Origin of the sequence: Polaribacter sp. Asnod1-A03 (assembly GCF_045063585.1) — a bacterium.
Taxonomy (GTDB): Bacteria; Bacteroidota; Bacteroidia; order Flavobacteriales; family Flavobacteriaceae; genus Polaribacter.
On the sequence record NZ_JBEFOE010000009.1, the window covers coordinates 410,333 to 426,893 of the forward strand.

Sequence of the window (16,561 nt, forward strand, 5' to 3'; positions counted from 1 at the left end):
ATGATAGAATTTAAAAAACATTCGGGTATTTATACACTAAAAACATCGCAAGTTTTAAATGTTTCATTACAAGAAGCTTGGACTTTTTTTAGTTCGCCTATCAATTTAGAAAATATTACACCAGATCATATGGGGTTTTCAATTACATCAGAAGTTGAAAAAAGTGCTTACGAAGGACAAATAATTACATACAAAGTTGGAATATTACCCGGAGTAAAACAAAATTGGGTTACAGAAATAACCAAAGTAAAAGAAAATGATTTTTTTATTGATGAACAACGTTTTGGTCCCTACAAAATGTGGCATCATGAGCATTGGTTTAAAGAATTACCAGACGGAAAAACATTAATGAATGATAAAATATCTTACAAACTTCCTTTTGGATTTTTAGGAGATATTTCACAAACTATTTTTATAAAAAATCAGTTGAAAAATATTTTTACACATCGTTTTACCACTTTAAATCAATTATTTAATGACAAGTAAAATTACTCTTTTTTGGTTTCGTAGAGATTTACGTTTAGAGGATAATATTGCACTTTATAAAGCCTTAAATTCTGGTAATAATGTGCTTCCTATTTTTATTTTTGATACAGAAATCATTAATACTTTACCCGAAGACGATGCTAGAATAACTTTTATATACAATTCTTTAAAAGACATCGATTATCAGTTAAAAAAAGAAGGATCTAGTTTGCTAATTAAAAAAGGAAATACACTTACTATTTGGAAAGAATTAACGGAAGGGTATGATATAAAAAGCATCTTTTTTAATAAGGATTATGAACCTTATGCAATTAAGAGAGATAAAGAAATATCAGATTTTTTAGCATCAAAAAAGATAGAAGTTACCGCTTGTAAAGACCAAGTAATTTTTGAGGAAAAAGAGGTTTTAAAAAACGATAATACTCCTTATACTGTTTTTACACCTTATAAAAATAAATGGTTAAAAAACTTTGATAGAGAGCTTGATACAAAGAGTTATAATAGTGAAGATTGTTTAAGTAATTTATTAAAAATTAATATTGATTTTACAAGTATTAAAAGTTTAGGCTTTAAAGAAAGTAACATAAAGGTAAAACCCTATAATTTAGATAATTTATCTAATTATGATGAGATAAGAAACTTTCCTGCGTTAGATAAAACCTCTAATTTGTCTCCGTATTTAAGATTTGGTTTAGTAAGCGTTCGTAAAATGGTCATTTTGGCTTTAGATATCAATGCAACTTTTTTAAGCGAATTAATTTGGCGTGAGTTTTTTATGCAAATCTTATTTCATTTTCCTAAAGTGGTAACACACAATTTTAAACAAAAATATGATAGCATTCCTTGGCGTAATAATGAAGAAGAATTTGCAAAATGGTGTAAAGGAGAAACCGGTTACCCAATTGTTGATGCTGGTATGCGAGAACTAAATAAAACAGGATATATGCATAATAGAGTTCGTATGATTGTAGCGGGTTTTTTATGCAAACATTTATTAATCGATTGGAGATGGGGAGAAGCTTATTTTGCCCAAAAATTATTAGATTATGATTTGTCTGCAAATAATGGAAACTGGCAATGGAGTGCAGGTACAGGTAGTGATTCTGCTCCATATTTTAGGGTTTTTAATCCATCAGAACAAATTAAAAAATTTGATAAAGATTTAAAATACATTCGTAAATGGGTACAAGATTTTGATGACCTTTCTTATCCACAACCAATGGTTGAGCATAAAATGGCTAGAGAAAGAGCTATTAAAACATATAAAGATGCTTTAACAGTGTAGTATTATAGTAATTTATTAGCTATTTCTTGCCAGTTAGAAACACGTGTATAACCAGTTTCATACACATTATGTGGCGAGTTGTATAACAGGGTGTCGCCTTTAAAATGTTCTAAATTATACACACGGTCATCAATTAATAAATCTCCGTTTAAAATAAATTTATCACCACATAAAATACGATGTTGCCAAGTAATAAAAGGCATATGCTCATCTAACCAATCACACTTTTCTTTTAAAGAAGTTGGAAATTGAGTTGCTGCTGTGGCAATATAAACTTCATGTTGAGCATAAAGAGCTTCCATAACTTCTATAGAATCCTTCATAGGTGTTAAACTTCTAAAAAAGCCAGGAACGTAAGCATGCTTTAAAACCTCTTCTTTATGAATATCTTCTACATTATCCCATATTTCTCCGGCAATAATGTCTTTTAAAGATATTTCTTTTTTAAATTCTTTATTATATAGTTCTAAATGTTTACCATAAGTGTCTGCCAACACTTCATCCATATCTACAAAAATCGTCATAAATAGTTTTTTACGAATTAATTACTTTAATCAATACAAGTCAATAGAAAAATGTACAATTAATCTTTTTTTAAAGTTATAATAACTTAAAAGAATAATTCCAAAAAATTTACAAAAAAAAATTATAGATTTATTTAGATATAATATTTCTAATAAAATATAACAATAAAATAACTGAAAAAAACATGGCTAATGTGTTGTAAATAAGTATCTTGTTAGTAAAAAAAATAGCGATGTGGTACAACGATTTAAGACCTGATAATGAATTAACAAACAACCGTTATTCATTAATAATGTTAGATAATAAAAACAATTATAAAAGGTTGTTAGCAGACAAAGACAAAAAAAGAATTATTACAAATATTGTTAAATTAAGAGAAGGACTTTTAAAAGAAATACCGAGTAAACAGGTTGATGAAAACTTACTTTTAGCTTCTTGGAATATTAAAAACTTCGGAAAAATAAAAGACAGAACTGCAGAGTCTTTATATTACATAGCAGAAACTATTAATGCTTTTGATATAGTTGCATTACAAGAAATTAATAGTGATATCAGTCATTTTAAAAAAGTTTTATCAATATTAGGGAGTTATTGGAAACATACAATTAGTGATATTACAGAAGGAAACTCTGGTAATGATGAACGTTTTGGTTTTTTATATGATTCTAGACGAGTTACCCTTTCTGGTTTGTCTGGAGAAATTGTAATTCCACCAGAAATTCTTCATCAACATCCAATAATTAGTCAATTAAAAAGAACCCCTACTTTTACAGGTTTTGAAAGTGGTTGGCAAAAGTTTTCGATTATAAGTATTCATTTACATCCAGGTGAAGGAACAAATGGTATAGATATGCCTACTGATCATCAAATTAGAAAAGAAGAAGTTCGGTTATTAACCGAAGTTTTAAAAAAGAAATTAGCTCGTTTTTCATCTGATGATAGAGACACAGTAATTTTAGGTGATACTAATTTGTATAAGGAAGATACGGATATTGTACAATTATTTCATAATATTGGTTTTACAGAATCTACGGGTTTAGAAGGTAAATTTACAAACACAAGTCTCACTCAGATTTATGATCGTATCTTTTTTAATTCAAGATATTATTTTAGGTTGAATATTGATGAAAACGGTAAACAGGTTGGAGGAGTATTTAATTTATTTAATTATGTTTATCAAAATACACCAGAAGTTATCAATGAATACAAAGAATTAATGTTGTTACACAAAAATGACCCTACAACACTTATTTCTGATGAAAAATTCACTTCTTATTTTAATAGATATTGGAAGAGAGACCAAATTAGTGATCATTTACCTGTTTGGATAGAAATTAGCACAAACAATAGTAATAACTTTTTAAAAAGTAAATTAAGTAAGTTTTAAACTTGATGTAAACAAAAAAGGTTGCTTTTAAAAGACAACCTTTTTTATTTGATTATATAATATATGCTTAATAAGCCATTTTTATAATCTTTTCAATCTTATCAGGAGATAAATTATTATGCTCTCCTAATGTTAACCAACCACGATCAGTAAAACGTTTTGCAATTTTTTCAGCTGTACCTTCGTATTCATCCGTGTAATTAGATAATTTAGTGTCAATACCTAATTCTTTAAAGAAATTTTCAGTCTTTTCTATAGCATCAAAAGCTTTATCATTTTTACTTCCTTTCTTAATTTTCCAAACACGTTCTGCATATTGTGCTAACTTTTGCTTTTTAGCATCAAAATTAAACTTGTAATGACTTGGAGTAATAATAGCTAAAGTACGTGCATGATCTATACCATACAAAGCAGTAAGTTCATGGCCCATTGCATGAACAGCCCAATCCGTTGGTACTCCTTTTTGTATCAAACCATTTAAAGCCATTGTACAACTCCACACAAAATTTGATGCAGCTTTATAGTTAGTAGGATCTTTTATAACTTTTGGAGCTACTTTAATTAAAGTTTGTAAAATACTTTCTGCAAAACGATCTTGTAGCATAGCACCGACTGGGTATGTCATGTACTGTTCTAAAACATGTGTAAAAGCATCTGCAAGCCCATTAGCCAATTGACGTTTAGGTATAGAAGCAATAACTTGCGGATCTAAAATAGAAAATTGTGGAAATAAACCAGGACCACCCATGGCTAATTTTTCTTTAGTTTCTGCTCTAGTAATTACTGCACCAGAATTCATCTCTGATCCTGTTGCTGGTAATGTTAAAACCGTACCAAAAGGCATACCCACTTCTGTTCTAACATTATTAGCTAAAATATCCCAAGGAGTTTTACCTTGATAAATAGCAGCAGCAGATAAAAACTTTGTACCGTCTATTACAGAACCACCACCAACAGCTAATAAATAGGTGATGTTTTCATTTTTTATAACCTCTAAAGCTTCTAATAAAATAGCATATTCTGGGTTTGCTGGTATACCACCAAATTCAACTACATCAAAATCTGTTAAGGCTGTTTTTACTTGATCGTAAATGCCATTTTTTTTGATACTTCCTCCACCAAATAATAATAAAACTTTAGCATCTTTAGGTATTTCTTCTTTTACTTTTGCTATGGTGTCTTTACCAAAAACTATTTTGGTTGGATTTTTAAATTCAAAATTATTCATTTTGTTTTTTTTAAATTTTAACAATCATTTTTCCTTTATTCTTTCCATCAAATAAGTCGATAAAAGCATTCGGAATATTATCGAAACCTTCTACAATCGTTTCTGTATAAGTTAATTTACTAACTGATAACCAACTGGTTAGTTGTTGCGTTGCTTCTGGAAATTTATCTGCATAATTACTTACGATAAAACCTTGCATTAAAGCACTGTTTTTAACTAAAAAAGGTTGTACACTAACACTTTTAGGAGTTTCAGTTTCATTGTAAACAGAAATAGCACCACAAATAATAATACGTGCAAATCTGTTGATGTTAAATAAAACAGCATCAGAAATTGGTCCGCCAACATTATCAAAATAAATGTCTACACCATTAGGAGCTAATTCTTTTAAATCTGCATCTATATTAGTACTTGTGTTGTAGTTGATACCTGCATCAAAACCAAATTTAGATTTTAATAATTCTATTTTTTCATCAGTACCTGCAATCCCGATTACATTTAAACCTAAAATTTTAGCAATTTGACCAACTACAGAGCCAACGGCACCTGCGGCTCCAGAAACAACAATGGTTTCTCCTGCTTTTGGTTTTCCTATTTCGTTTAACCCTAAATATGCAGTTAAACCAGTCATTCCTAAAATACCTAAAAATGCACTTAAAGGGGCTTTGGTTTCATCAATTTTAGTAAGACCGACACCTGTAGAAACTTGTTGCGTTTGCCAGTTTAATAAACCAGAAACATATTGGCCTTCTAAAAATTTATCGTTGTTAGAAACAATTACTTTTGCAACGATACCAGATTGTACTGGCTTATTTAACTCAAAAGGTGGCACGTAAGACTTTGCATCACTCATTCTTCCTCTTAAATAAGGATCTACAGATACATATTTAGCCTCTAAAAGTATTTCTCCTTCATTTACAGTTAATATTTTATTTTCTTCTACAAATTCAAAGTTAGAAGTTGTAGGTTTCCCTTTGGGTCTATTGTTTAATAAAATAGTTTTCATAATTTCTTTTTTAATCTATTACAGTTACTAAATCTGTCATAGGTTTTCTAACCTTAACTAAATTTACTAACCAATCTTCTTTTTCTGCTCTATAACCTAATGGTAATAAAACAGCACTACGTAACCCTTTTTCTTTTAAGTTTAAAATCTCATCTACAGCAGCAGGATCAAAACCTTCTAAAGGAGTGGCATCAACACCTTCATAAGCTGCAGCGATAATTGCATGAGCAAAAGCTATGTATGCTTGTTTTGCTGCATGGTTAAAGTTTTCTTCTGCATCTCTTTGTGGATAAGAACTTAATAACATTTGGCGGTAGTTTTCCCAACCTTCGTTTTTAAAACCACGAATTTCGTTTGTTAAATCGAACATATAATTAATGCGTTCTGGTGTATAAGTATCCCAAGCAGCAAATACCAATAAGTGAGAACAGTCTGTAATTACAGATTGATTCCAAGCAATTGGTTTAATTTTTTCTTTAATTTCTTGATTTTTTACTACTAAAATTTCGAAAGGTTGTAAACCACTAGAAGTTGCAGCTAAACGAGCAGCTTCTAAAATACGTTCAATTTTATCATCAGCTACAATTTCTCCATTCATTGCTTTTGCAGCATATCTCCAATTTAATTTATCTAATAATTCCATATCTATTATTCTTATTTATTTTATTTTTTTATACTATTCCAAGCAGCTTGATAAGCTTCTTCGATATCTGATTCTTTTAAGGTAATAATACCACGTTTTTGTACCATCATTAAAAATGATAAGGGATTTATTGCGTAAGCATATAGAATATATATACACAAAGGTTTTATAATTTTCTGGTCTATACCACGTTGCCAAAGGTCGAGTAGGGGTTGTAAGTGTTTAATACCTTCTTGTCTACTTTTTTCATCAATCATAGGTGTATTATCACATTGAGCCAAAAACATTGCGTTTTCGCATTCTTTTAATTTAAACTCGGCAATACGTTTCCAAATTAATTCGAAACCATCTTCTACAGACATATTTGTATTATAAGTTTCAAAAGCATATTTAGTATATTTTTCTTTTACTTCTATATAAGTTTGATTTACTAAATCTTGTTTATTCTCAAAATATAAATAAATAGTAGCAGGAGATACATTAGCCATTTTAGCTATTTTGCTCATAGGTGTTGCATGAAAACCATTGTTGTTAACTAACTCTATAGTAGCTTTTACTAATGCGTTTTTTTTATCTATACTTTTCTGAAGTTTTGCCATTTTAAATTAATTCTACAGCAAAGATACATAAAAATGAATGTTCATTCTTTTTTTTAATGTAAGTTTAACAATAACCTATGCTAATTTTAACATTGCAAGTAATTTATATAAAACTATAGTTAATAAAATAATGAATTTAAAAAGATTAAAGGATCTATTCTTGAAGAAGAGGTGATTAAAGACTTTTAATAATAGGTTTACCAACTTTTAATATTTCTTTTCCAGCTACATCATTTATAACAATTGCTGCCATCATATACCAAGCACTAAAAGCACAAAAGATTAAAATGATTGCAGCTGAAGTTGTTGCTTCAGGAAAACCAAAATGAGCAAAGTCTAGCAAAATAAAACCTAATGCCAAAGAAGCAAATGTTACTACCATTGCTTTATGAATAAATAAAGAACCAATTAAAAAAATAAGTGTTAACAAAGTAAAACCAACCAAATAAAAACCAACATCGGTTGTAGTTGATGGATATATATCGAAAAAATTAAAGAGCCAAATAATACCTAAACCAATCCAAAAAGCACCGTAGGTAGAAAATGCAGCAAACCCAAAATTATTACCTGTTTTTTGTTCCATAAAACCAGCTATTAATTGAGCTAAACCACCAAAAATAAAACCCATTGCTATAATTGGTCCTAAACCACACCAACCTAGATTATGAAACTGTAAAAGTAATGTTGTTAATCCGAAGCCTGATAAACCTACTACAGCAGGGTTTCCTAATTTAGTTGTGCTCATTTTACTATTTTTAATGAATGTGTAAAGATGTTATATACATTTAGTTTAAATCATGATTTTTATCATTAAAAAAATCTAAATATAATCTATTGCAATATAAGGTGATTAATTCTTAATTTATAAATATTAATGAATTTTATTATCAAATTAATAAAAATAGATAAAATTTTATTTTATATCTATAATGAATAGTTAAAATAATATAATGTTTCTATTAGTATGATTAGAGGTTTTGAGTATTAATAAAAAAAAGATTTGTGTTAAGTTATATGTTAATTAGATTGCAATTTTGCTTTTAATTGTTTAAATTTAAGTGGTAATTAAAAATGATATGTTATGAGTATTTTAGTAGCAACAAATTTCTCGAAATTATCAGATAATGCTGTTTTATATGCTGCTTCATTAGCGAAACAGTTTAATACAAAGTTGATTATTTTTAATGCTTTTAAACTACCTATACATGCAGCAAATAGTAGATTATCTGCTAACTCTTTAGATGTTTTTATTGAGATCAATAGACAAAAATTAAAAAAAATAACAAAAGAAATTAAACAGAAATTTAATGTTGAAACTGAGTTTAAGTGTAGATTTTCCACTTTAGAAGATGAAATAGAAGAATTAATGACTTTATACAAAGCGCGTTTCTTAGTAATTGGTATGTCTCCTAAATCTATGGAACAAAATTTATTAGGCAATCCTACAACAACATTAATTAGTTTAAAACGTTTTCCTGTATTAGCAATTCCTATAAAAGCAAAATTTACCGGTTTAAAAAAAATACTTTTTGCTTGCGATTTATTAGATGATATCCCTTTAAAAAAATTAGTCAAATTAAGACAAATTGCTGTAGAATTAAAATCTGATGTAACTGTATTTTATGTTGATAAGAGAATTGATAATATGAAAACAATTACTAATGATTCTATAGATAGAGGTTTAAATGAAGTTACACTTTTGTATAAAAATGTAAAATCTAAAACAGTTTTAGAAGAAATTAAAAAGGAAATAGAAAAGTCTAAATCAGAATTATTAGTAATGATACCAAAGAAATATGGTTTTTGGGAATCTTTATTACACAAAAGTAAAACAAGAGAAATGGCTTCTGGTTTAGATATACCTTTATTTTCTATATCTATAGAATAATTAAATTAAAGATAATATTTCTATATTAAAAGTTTTAAACATTAACACTAGGCACAAACATTTCTTTTTAAAAGTATATAATTACCGTCATTTTTAAAATCTCTAATAGATTTACCAACATAACGTTTAAAAGTTTTAGATAGATGACTTACATCAGTAAAACCTAATTCGTCTGCAATTTGTGTTAAAGTGAAATCAGAATTTAATAAACGTATTTCTACAAGTTTTAGTTTTGCTTTAATGATATATTCTCTTAAAGACATTTGTACTTGTTTCTTAAAAAACTCACTTACATAAGTAGGAGACATCATAAAAACATTAGCCAAATTCTCAACTTTTAACAATTCAGTTTTATCAATATTTTCATTTATATAAGTTAGCATTTTAGTAATTCTATCATTATTACTATCTTTTAATATTTCAAAATAACTACTTTTTTTAATATTTCTGATTAATAGTTCTAAAACACTAGTCATTAAACTTGTTACAAGATTTACAGAAGAAATGTCGTAATTTCTAGATTCTTGTAAAATCATTTCAATTAGGTTAGACAAATGATTTCTATCCATTTCATTTTTTATAATATCACCTGGTAATTGATTATAATTAGACAATATATAAGAAGCTTCTTTAAACCATTCATTTCTATCAATATTAATTTTTGTAGCACTTTTAAAAAAAGAGTCAGTAAATTTTAAAAATACAAATTTTGTAGTTTTTTCGATTGTAAAAGAATGGCATTTTAAAGGAGGAAGTAAGTATATACTACCTTTTTTATAAAGAGATTCATTGTAATTAATACATTGTGTTCCTTTCCCTTTTTTTATTAAAACTACTTCAAAAAAATTATTTTTAACAGGTCTTTGTTTCCATTCTGTTAATTCAATTTCTTGTATTTCAAAAGGTTTATAAGCTTCAATTACGTTCATTATCTGTTTAATTTCATTCAAAATTAGATAAAAAATCTTATTAATTTATAATAAATAATAAATAAACCTTTTTTTGTACAACTATCTCCTTCTTTTATACCATAAAACTCTTTATGGTTAAAATTATCTTTGTCACATAATTAATTAAGAACTCAAAAAATAGAAATAAAAATGAATTTATCTGAAACACTAAACTGGAGATACACAACTAAAGAATATGACTCAACAAAAAAAATATCTGAAGCAGATATGGCAGAAGTCAAAAACTTATTAAGAATGAGCCCATCGAGTGTAAACTTACAACCTTGGCACTTTATAGTTGCTGAAACTACAGAAGGTAAAGCACGTATGGCAAAAGGAACTCAAGGTTTCTTTCATTTTAATGAGCCTAAAGTAACTAATGCTTCAGCAGTTGTATTATTTTGTTCAAAAATTGATGCAGATGATGCCTATTACCAACATATTGCAGATACTGAAGATAAAAATGGAAGGTTTCCAAATGAAGACATAAAAAACGGATTTTTAGGTGCTGTTAAAGCGTTTGCAGGTATTCATAAATACGATTTAAAAGACCAACAACACTGGATGGAAAAACAAGTTTACTTAAATATAGGAAGCTTTTTACTAGGTGTAGCGAGTTTAGGTATAGATGCAACTCCAATGGAAGGTATAGATGTAAAAGCATTAGATGAAGAATTTGGTTTAAGAGAAAAAGGTTTTACAGCTTTAGTGGCTGTTTCTATAGGTTACAGAGCAGAATCTGATTTTAATTCCACAGATAAAACACCAAAATCTAGATTACCAGAAAGTGAATTATTCACTGAAATATAATTAGTATTTTTATTCAAATTAAAGTCATAAAAAAAATATTTTAATCGCATTAGCACTAGTAGTAGGTTTTTTTGCAAACGCACAAATACCAAAAACAGTTAAAAAAGGTATTCTTACAGGAGTTGTTTCTATTAACGCAAGCGATGCCTATATAAAGTAAATTAAATTTTAACCGTTTGGAGTTTTCATTTTGATAAACAACACCCTAATATCACTACAGTTGCTGTTAATCATGGCTCTTTATTCAATACTAAAAAGGCTAAAGAAGCTTACGGACAACATTGGTCTTTAGTAGAAAAAGGTTTATATATTCTTTATGAGTTGGCAGTATAAGAACTTCATAAGAATCAATTAGATCTTTATTTTGACAATGATAGGGTAAGTTATAATAATGCACATACCGATGTATATAATGAGGATAAAATTGAACATTTACTATTTTAAACTAAACTTATTATAAAGAAGTAATAAATAAATTAAGAACATTTTAATTTCTTATATTTCTAATATAAAAACTATATTTACTCAAAGTTTAAGGTGATAAAATACACTAAATAAATTATTAAAATTGGAAAATAAAAGTGTCATAAGGCTTCATAAATTAAATAAAAATACACCTATCAATTTAGTATTATCAGGAGGTGGTGTAAAGTGTGCAGCTCACTTGGCCATTTTAGAAAAAATAGAAGAATTAGGTTTAACTATTAATGCAATTTCTGGTAGTAGTGGTGGTGCGTTGGTAGCTTCTTTATATGCTTCAGGAGTTTCTACTCAAGAAATTTTATCAATATTTAAAAAAACAAGTCTTTTTAAATTTTCATTTTTTAGTATTAAAAAAGCAGGTATTTTTGATACTATTTTATTTAAATCGATTATAGAAAATCAAATAAAAGCGAAGTTTACCGAACTGGATATACCTATTTATATTGTTGCTTCTAATATGCAAAATGGAAAACCACGCTACTTTAGCAAAGGAAAGTTATTAAAACCAGTACTAGCATCTTGTGCAATTCCTGGTATTTTTAGTCCGATTAAAATCAATAAAATATTATATTCAGATGGTGGTATTATAGATAATTTTCCTGTAAAACCTTTTTTGGCGTCAGACTTACCAATTATAGGAAGTTATGTTAGTGAGCCTTCTGTAAAAACTGCACAAGAATTAAACACAACTTTAAAAGTAATTACTCAAGCTACTTATTTACGAGCACATTCTGCCGAAAGTTTTAAATTTGATTTTACCAAAACAACCATTAGTTTCCCTTTATCAACTTTCTCTGGTTTAGATAATAAAGAAGCCGAAAAAATTTATAATTCAGCCAAAGAGTATCTTAATTTGATCTAATTCGTTTTAAATAAATTTATTTTTTTTAAGCTTAATTAAGTTCTGATTTGCATTAACTCATTTATTTTAAAAAATTATATGAGTTAAGAAGAAGTTTATATGAGCAAAACTACACTTTATAAGCAACTTATATTTGTATCATAATAAAACTTAATCAAAAAAATAATTATGAACACATTGATAAAAACAATTTTAATTATAGCTGGTATTGGACTTTTAATATACGGAGGATATGAATTAATTAATCCAGAAGCATCTTTAGATATTGGGATTGCAGAATTTGAATCTCAAGATAATACAAATGCTTATATAACTTTAGGTATTGGTATTGTTACACTTTTAGCAGGTGTTTTTGTTAAGAAAAGTTAATATAATGTATTTAATAATATAAAAATTGAATAGTAGTGTATTATTAAATTAAGGGGTTTAATTATAAATATTTTATTAAAATCCTTGCTTTTACTTGTTTTATCTCTGTAAAATAAGAGTAATCTTTTAAATTTCAATTATAAATTATGCAGTTAAATTTTCATTATAATTAGCTTTTTATCGACATTCCATTTTTTGTATTGGTGTTATGTGTCGCAACAATCTGTGAAGCCTTTTATTGTTATGTAATTTAACACAACGTTTTAGTATTTATTGTATCTCTCCAAAAATATAGAGAGTTGAACCTTTTAAAGACTTATTTTTTAATATTCCGTTATAGACTTCCATGTGTGCGTTTTATTATTGTGTTATAATGTGTTTAAATTCTGGTTGTACATCTATTAAACCTAAATATTCAGGTCCATTTTTTGCTGTAAATTGACTTCAATTATCACTTTTAACAATCACACTTAGTAGGATAATCATAATTTCCAAAGAATTCAGAGATTAGAGCTATGACGTGATTTTGTTTACTTCTAAAAGAAAAATAGTCTTTTTATATTTAACGTGTGTGAAGGTTTATAATTGAGAGTGCATAAGCATTTTTATCCATCCTTGGTACTCAAACCATTTTATATCTATCTCCAGGTATTTTAAATGTAGACTTTCCTAAACATTATAAATTTGCATCCAGTACTACTTCTATTCTGTTATTAAGCTTTCTTCATTCATAACTCTATACAACTTTTTATGACTAATGGTTATTAATAGATAACAATAGTCTATAAATCCGTGCTTTTAAATTTGTTTTATAGAGGTTATTAAATTGTCTTGCAATACAAACCTTTCATTTTGTGAAAATTCTCTTTATTACACTTTTTACCACAGCTAATCTCTCTGCAATAGCTACTCGATAAATACCACATTTCTATAACTTTGTTCTTACTACACTTATTTTTCTGACAAATGGCTTCCACTAAATATTTCTAGGATCAGACGTCACAAACTTTTTTTTAAAAGTTCACGTTGAACTTCAAGCTAGATTTCTCTATCGATTAACAATTTTCTTAATACTCGATTCTCTTATTCACCCTATTCAAGTTATTTGCTTTTAGTGTTATGTGTTGCTTTTAAACCTGCTTAGCCTTTGTGCTCAGATTTCTTTTTCCAACTGTAAAAAGAGGCAGTACTTACACTGCATTTTCGGCAGGATTTAACAATCACAGATAATATTTCTAACTTCAAATTAAAGGTTAATTTCTTGTATTTCATATCTATAAATATATTAATTTTGAAATTTAAAAGAACACTTCGAACTTATTGGTGGCTAAAATATTCATTATAAATTTATATAATAAAGGTTTTTTTATTAAACGAAATATAATGTTCTTTAAATTATTTTAAAGATATTTATTTAATAATAATGCTTCATTAGTAATAAAGTTCATAGATAGATTAAAATTATTATGAATATTTCAAATTAAAAACTAAATTTGTTAAAGAAAAATAATTATTATGAATATTTCACACATAGAACATTTAGGTATTGCTGTTGAAAATTTAGAAGAATCCATAAAATATTACGAAACTGTTTTAGGATTAAAATGTTATTCAAGAGAAGAGGTAGTTGATCAGAAAGTGAAGATTGCTTTCTTTTGGGTAGGTAGCACAAAAATTGAGTTATTAGAAAGTACATCTCCAGAAGGTCCCATAGGAAAATATATTGCAAAGAAGGGGCAAGGAATTCATCATATTGCTTTTGCTGTAGAGAATGTTGATAAAGCTCTAAAGATAGCAAAAGAGAGAGGAGTTCGCTTAATTGATAATCAATCTAAAAAAGGAGCGGAAGGTTTGGATATAGGTTTTCTTAATCCTAAATTTACCTTTGGTGTACTTACAGAATTATGTTCTAAATAGTATTAATTAAAATTTAAAGAGAAAACTAGCAATAATAATTTTCATGAGAGCTAAGAATATATCAATCATAATAAACGTAACAAACATATATTGGCTAAGACAAATGATTTATCTTTTTTTTTAACAATTTACCTATATTTAAATAGTGTTTTAATAAAATACAAGTTGATATTTTGTAGCAATAAGCAATTATATGAGTCAATATTGAGTAAGTTTTAAAGCTTTATTTGTAATAATTTGTTCTTGAAATTACACTTGATTTTATATGCGATTTATTATGATAATTATAACTATAAATTAAATAATTTTAATATTTTGAATACTAAATACAAACCACTTTTTTCAGATTTCCCACATGTTTCTAAAGAACAATGGATGGAAAGATTGACCGTAGATTTAAAAGGTGCAGATTTTGACAGAAAACTTGTTTGGAAAAACTTAACAGGTCTTAATATACAGCCTTGTTATACGAGTGAAGACACAATAACTCAGCTTAAAAATACAGGTGAAAATTCTCAGGCTTTAGTCAACTATAGAAGTATTATTGTTACATCTGCTTCTAAAGGTAATGAATTAGCATTAATAGCTGTAAAAGAAGGTCTTAATGGTGTTGTTTTTGAATTAAAAGAAAGTGTATCCGTTGCAGAATTATTAAAAGGTATTAATTTGAATGAAATCGAGGTATCTTTTAAATTAGATATTGATGCTGTTACTTTTACTAAAGAATTGGTTGCCTTTTCTAAAGGAGAAAATTTAAAAGGTTTTATTGACACAGGTTTAATTTCTAATTATGTGACAACAGGTACTTTTGATGAAAATCAAATAGAAGTGATTGCCGAGTTAATATCATTAGTAACCTATTTTCCAAATCTTAAAGTTCTTACAGTTTCCGGAACAGAATATTTAGATTCTGGAGCTAATCAAGTTCAAGAAATAGCTTACACGTTAAGCTCTTTGGTTTTTCTAATTGAAAAATTAAAAGAAAAGGGTGTTGCTGTTCAAAGTGTTTTTGATCATTTAAATGTAAAGCTTGCAATTGGTTTAGAATATTTTGTTGAAATAGGAAAATTTAGAGCTTTCAATAACTTATTAGGTGAAATCGCAGCTAAATACAATGTTATAGATTTTAGCAATACAATTACTGCTAAAACGTCTATTTGGAGTAAGTCTATTACCGATGCAGAAACCAATTTGTTACGTTGTACTACCGAAGCCATGTCTGCTATATTAGGAAATGTAGATGGTGTTTTAATTGATGCATACGATAAAGAGTTTAAGAACCCTTCTGATTTTTCAAGTCGAATTGCAGGTAATATTACAACCATTTTAAGAGAAGAATCTTACTTTGGTAAAGTATCAAATCCTGTTGATGGTTCTTATTATATTGAAGAAGTTAGTTCTAAAATAGCAGAAAAAGCTTTAGAATTATTTAAATCCATTGAAAGTGATGGTGGTTTCTTTACCGTGTTTGAAAACGAAACCATTCAGCAGCAAATAGCTGAAATCCGTTTAAAAAAGCTGAAATTAATTAGTCAACGTCGTATAGCTATGGTTGGAATAAATAAATATCCAAACCTTATGGAAACTGTAGACAAAAATCTCCTTTCTAAAGGGGCTACTTCAAACCCAAAAGTATTAACACCACGTCGTGCATCTTTAGAAATAGAGGAGATGCGTAGAGTTACTGAAGAGTTAGTAGATGAAACCAATGTGCGTCCTATTGTACAATTAGCGAGTTATGGTAATTTAACAATGCGTAAAGCGAGAGCTGCATTTGTTTACGATTTTATTGGCGTTAGTGGTTTTGATGTTCACCAAGAAGAAAGTTTTGAAAATGCTAATGTAGCGGCTACCAAAAGTGCAAAATCAGAAGCGCATGTGGTTGTAATTTGTAGTTCTGATGATGATTATGATGCTACCGCATTAGAGTTTATAAATACATTTAGGAAGCTTAATAAAGACAAAGTATTATTGTTAGCAGGCGCACCAAAAAACATGGACGAATTAACTGAAGCGGGCTTAGATGGTGTGGTTAATATGAGAACAGATGTTCTTGTAACACTTTCTGCTATTCAGAAAAAACTCCAAAAAACCTTTAAATCTTTAGAAGTATGAAATTGCTT

16 protein-coding genes are annotated in these 16,561 nt (G+C 27.8%); 9 read left to right on the top strand and 7 right to left on the bottom strand.

Features of this window, described 5'->3' with window-relative positions; translation table 11 throughout:
• Both ACJJVY_RS02220 and ACJJVY_RS02225 read left to right on the top strand, forming a co-directional pair.
• Nucleotides 1-486: a hypothetical protein gene (locus ACJJVY_RS02220; RefSeq protein ID WP_405604686.1), complete on the top strand. Its 486-nt coding sequence runs from the start codon at nt 1-3 to the stop codon at nt 484-486.
• Nucleotides 476-1,771: a cryptochrome/photolyase family protein gene (locus tag ACJJVY_RS02225; protein WP_405604688.1), complete on the top strand. Its 1,296-nt coding sequence runs from the start codon at nt 476-478 to the stop codon at nt 1,769-1,771. The genes ACJJVY_RS02220 and ACJJVY_RS02225 overlap by 11 nt, the downstream gene beginning before the upstream one ends.
• 2 nt (nt 1,772-1,773) lie before the next feature.
• On the opposite strand, the gene ACJJVY_RS02230 is transcribed toward ACJJVY_RS02225, so the two are convergent.
• Nucleotides 1,774-2,295, bottom strand: a complete 522-nt coding sequence (locus ACJJVY_RS02230) for a 5' nucleotidase, NT5C type (RefSeq protein WP_405604690.1) — start codon at nt 2,293-2,295, stop codon at nt 1,774-1,776.
• 233 nt (nt 2,296-2,528) lie between these two features.
• Here ACJJVY_RS02230 and ACJJVY_RS02235 point away from each other — a divergent pair, with 233 nt between their 5' ends.
• The gene (locus ACJJVY_RS02235; protein ID WP_405604692.1) at nt 2,529-3,683 is read left to right on the top strand and encodes an endonuclease/exonuclease/phosphatase family protein; all 1,155 of its coding nucleotides are present in this window, start codon (nt 2,529-2,531) and stop codon (nt 3,681-3,683) included.
• A 67-nt stretch (nt 3,684-3,750) separates the two neighbouring features.
• On the opposite strand, the gene ACJJVY_RS02240 is transcribed toward ACJJVY_RS02235, so the two are convergent.
• From ACJJVY_RS02240 to ACJJVY_RS02260, 5 genes are all read right to left on the bottom strand, one after another.
• Complete coding sequence (locus tag ACJJVY_RS02240; RefSeq protein ID WP_405604694.1) at nt 3,751-4,911, bottom strand: iron-containing alcohol dehydrogenase; 1,161 nt, start codon at nt 4,909-4,911, stop codon at nt 3,751-3,753.
• A 10-nt stretch (nt 4,912-4,921) separates the two neighbouring features.
• Nucleotides 4,922-5,920 (bottom strand): NADP-dependent oxidoreductase, encoded by a 999-nt coding sequence (locus ACJJVY_RS02245; RefSeq protein ID WP_405611560.1) that lies wholly within the window; start codon nt 5,918-5,920, stop codon nt 4,922-4,924.
• A gap of 7 nt (nt 5,921-5,927) precedes the next feature.
• Nucleotides 5,928-6,560: a nitroreductase family protein gene (locus ACJJVY_RS02250; protein ID WP_405604697.1), complete on the bottom strand. Its 633-nt coding sequence runs from the start codon at nt 6,558-6,560 to the stop codon at nt 5,928-5,930.
• A gap of 20 nt (nt 6,561-6,580) precedes the next feature.
• Nucleotides 6,581-7,159: a TetR/AcrR family transcriptional regulator gene (locus tag ACJJVY_RS02255; protein ID WP_405604699.1), complete on the bottom strand. Its 579-nt coding sequence runs from the start codon at nt 7,157-7,159 to the stop codon at nt 6,581-6,583.
• A 175-nt stretch (nt 7,160-7,334) separates the two neighbouring features.
• A complete protein-coding gene (locus ACJJVY_RS02260; RefSeq protein ID WP_405604701.1) occupies nt 7,335-7,904 on the bottom strand; it encodes an acetate uptake transporter in 570 nt (189 codons plus the stop codon).
• Between the two features lie 336 nt (nt 7,905-8,240).
• Between ACJJVY_RS02260 and ACJJVY_RS02265 the strand changes: the two genes are divergently transcribed.
• Entirely contained in the window at nt 8,241-9,047 is an 807-nt protein-coding gene (locus ACJJVY_RS02265; RefSeq protein WP_405604703.1) for a universal stress protein, read from the top strand.
• Between the two features lie 47 nt (nt 9,048-9,094).
• On the opposite strand, the gene ACJJVY_RS02270 is transcribed toward ACJJVY_RS02265, so the two are convergent.
• Nucleotides 9,095-9,976: an AraC family transcriptional regulator gene (locus ACJJVY_RS02270; RefSeq protein WP_405604705.1), complete on the bottom strand. Its 882-nt coding sequence runs from the start codon at nt 9,974-9,976 to the stop codon at nt 9,095-9,097.
• 171 nt (nt 9,977-10,147) lie between these two features.
• Between ACJJVY_RS02270 and nfsB the strand changes: the two genes are divergently transcribed.
• The 5 genes from nfsB to ACJJVY_RS02295 all read left to right on the top strand — a co-directional run bounded on the left by nfsB (nt 10,148) and on the right by ACJJVY_RS02295 (nt 16,553).
• On the top strand, nt 10,148-10,807 hold the full coding sequence (gene nfsB, locus ACJJVY_RS02275; protein ID WP_405604707.1) for an oxygen-insensitive NAD(P)H nitroreductase: 660 nt from the start codon (nt 10,148-10,150) through the stop codon (nt 10,805-10,807).
• A 568-nt stretch (nt 10,808-11,375) separates the two neighbouring features.
• Nucleotides 11,376-12,152, top strand: a complete 777-nt coding sequence (locus ACJJVY_RS02280) for a patatin-like phospholipase family protein (protein WP_405604709.1) — start codon at nt 11,376-11,378, stop codon at nt 12,150-12,152.
• 168 nt (nt 12,153-12,320) lie between these two features.
• Entirely contained in the window at nt 12,321-12,521 is a 201-nt protein-coding gene (locus tag ACJJVY_RS02285) for a hypothetical protein (RefSeq protein ID WP_405604711.1), read from the top strand.
• A 1,515-nt stretch (nt 12,522-14,036) separates the two neighbouring features.
• Nucleotides 14,037-14,438: a methylmalonyl-CoA epimerase gene (gene mce / locus ACJJVY_RS02290; protein ID WP_405604713.1), complete on the top strand. Its 402-nt coding sequence runs from the start codon at nt 14,037-14,039 to the stop codon at nt 14,436-14,438.
• 315 nt (nt 14,439-14,753) lie between these two features.
• Nucleotides 14,754-16,553, top strand: a complete 1,800-nt coding sequence (locus ACJJVY_RS02295; RefSeq protein ID WP_405604715.1) for a methylmalonyl-CoA mutase family protein — start codon at nt 14,754-14,756, stop codon at nt 16,551-16,553.
• The last annotated feature ends 8 nt before the right edge of the window (nt 16,554-16,561 follow it).

Coding starts and splice junctions, on each gene's coding strand:
- ACJJVY_RS02220 (WP_405604686.1), top strand. CDS start 1: ATGATAGAATTTAAAAAACATTCGGGTATTTATACACTAAAAACATCG.
- ACJJVY_RS02225 (WP_405604688.1), top strand. CDS start 476: ATGACAAGTAAAATTACTCTTTTTTGGTTTCGTAGAGATTTACGTTTA.
- ACJJVY_RS02230 (WP_405604690.1), bottom strand. CDS start 2,295: ATGACGATTTTTGTAGATATGGATGAAGTGTTGGCAGACACTTATGGT.
- ACJJVY_RS02235 (WP_405604692.1), top strand. CDS start 2,529: ATGTGGTACAACGATTTAAGACCTGATAATGAATTAACAAACAACCGT.
- ACJJVY_RS02240 (WP_405604694.1), bottom strand. CDS start 4,911: ATGAATAATTTTGAATTTAAAAATCCAACCAAAATAGTTTTTGGTAAA.
- ACJJVY_RS02250 (WP_405604697.1), bottom strand. CDS start 6,560: ATGGAATTATTAGATAAATTAAATTGGAGATATGCTGCAAAAGCAATG.
- ACJJVY_RS02255 (WP_405604699.1), bottom strand. CDS start 7,159: ATGGCAAAACTTCAGAAAAGTATAGATAAAAAAAACGCATTAGTAAAA.
- ACJJVY_RS02260 (WP_405604701.1), bottom strand. CDS start 7,904: ATGAGCACAACTAAATTAGGAAACCCTGCTGTAGTAGGTTTATCAGGC.
- ACJJVY_RS02265 (WP_405604703.1), top strand. CDS start 8,241: ATGAGTATTTTAGTAGCAACAAATTTCTCGAAATTATCAGATAATGCT.
- ACJJVY_RS02270 (WP_405604705.1), bottom strand. CDS start 9,976: ATGAACGTAATTGAAGCTTATAAACCTTTTGAAATACAAGAAATTGAA.
- nfsB (WP_405604707.1), top strand. CDS start 10,148: ATGAATTTATCTGAAACACTAAACTGGAGATACACAACTAAAGAATAT.
- ACJJVY_RS02285 (WP_405604711.1), top strand. CDS start 12,321: ATGAACACATTGATAAAAACAATTTTAATTATAGCTGGTATTGGACTT.
- mce (WP_405604713.1), top strand. CDS start 14,037: ATGAATATTTCACACATAGAACATTTAGGTATTGCTGTTGAAAATTTA.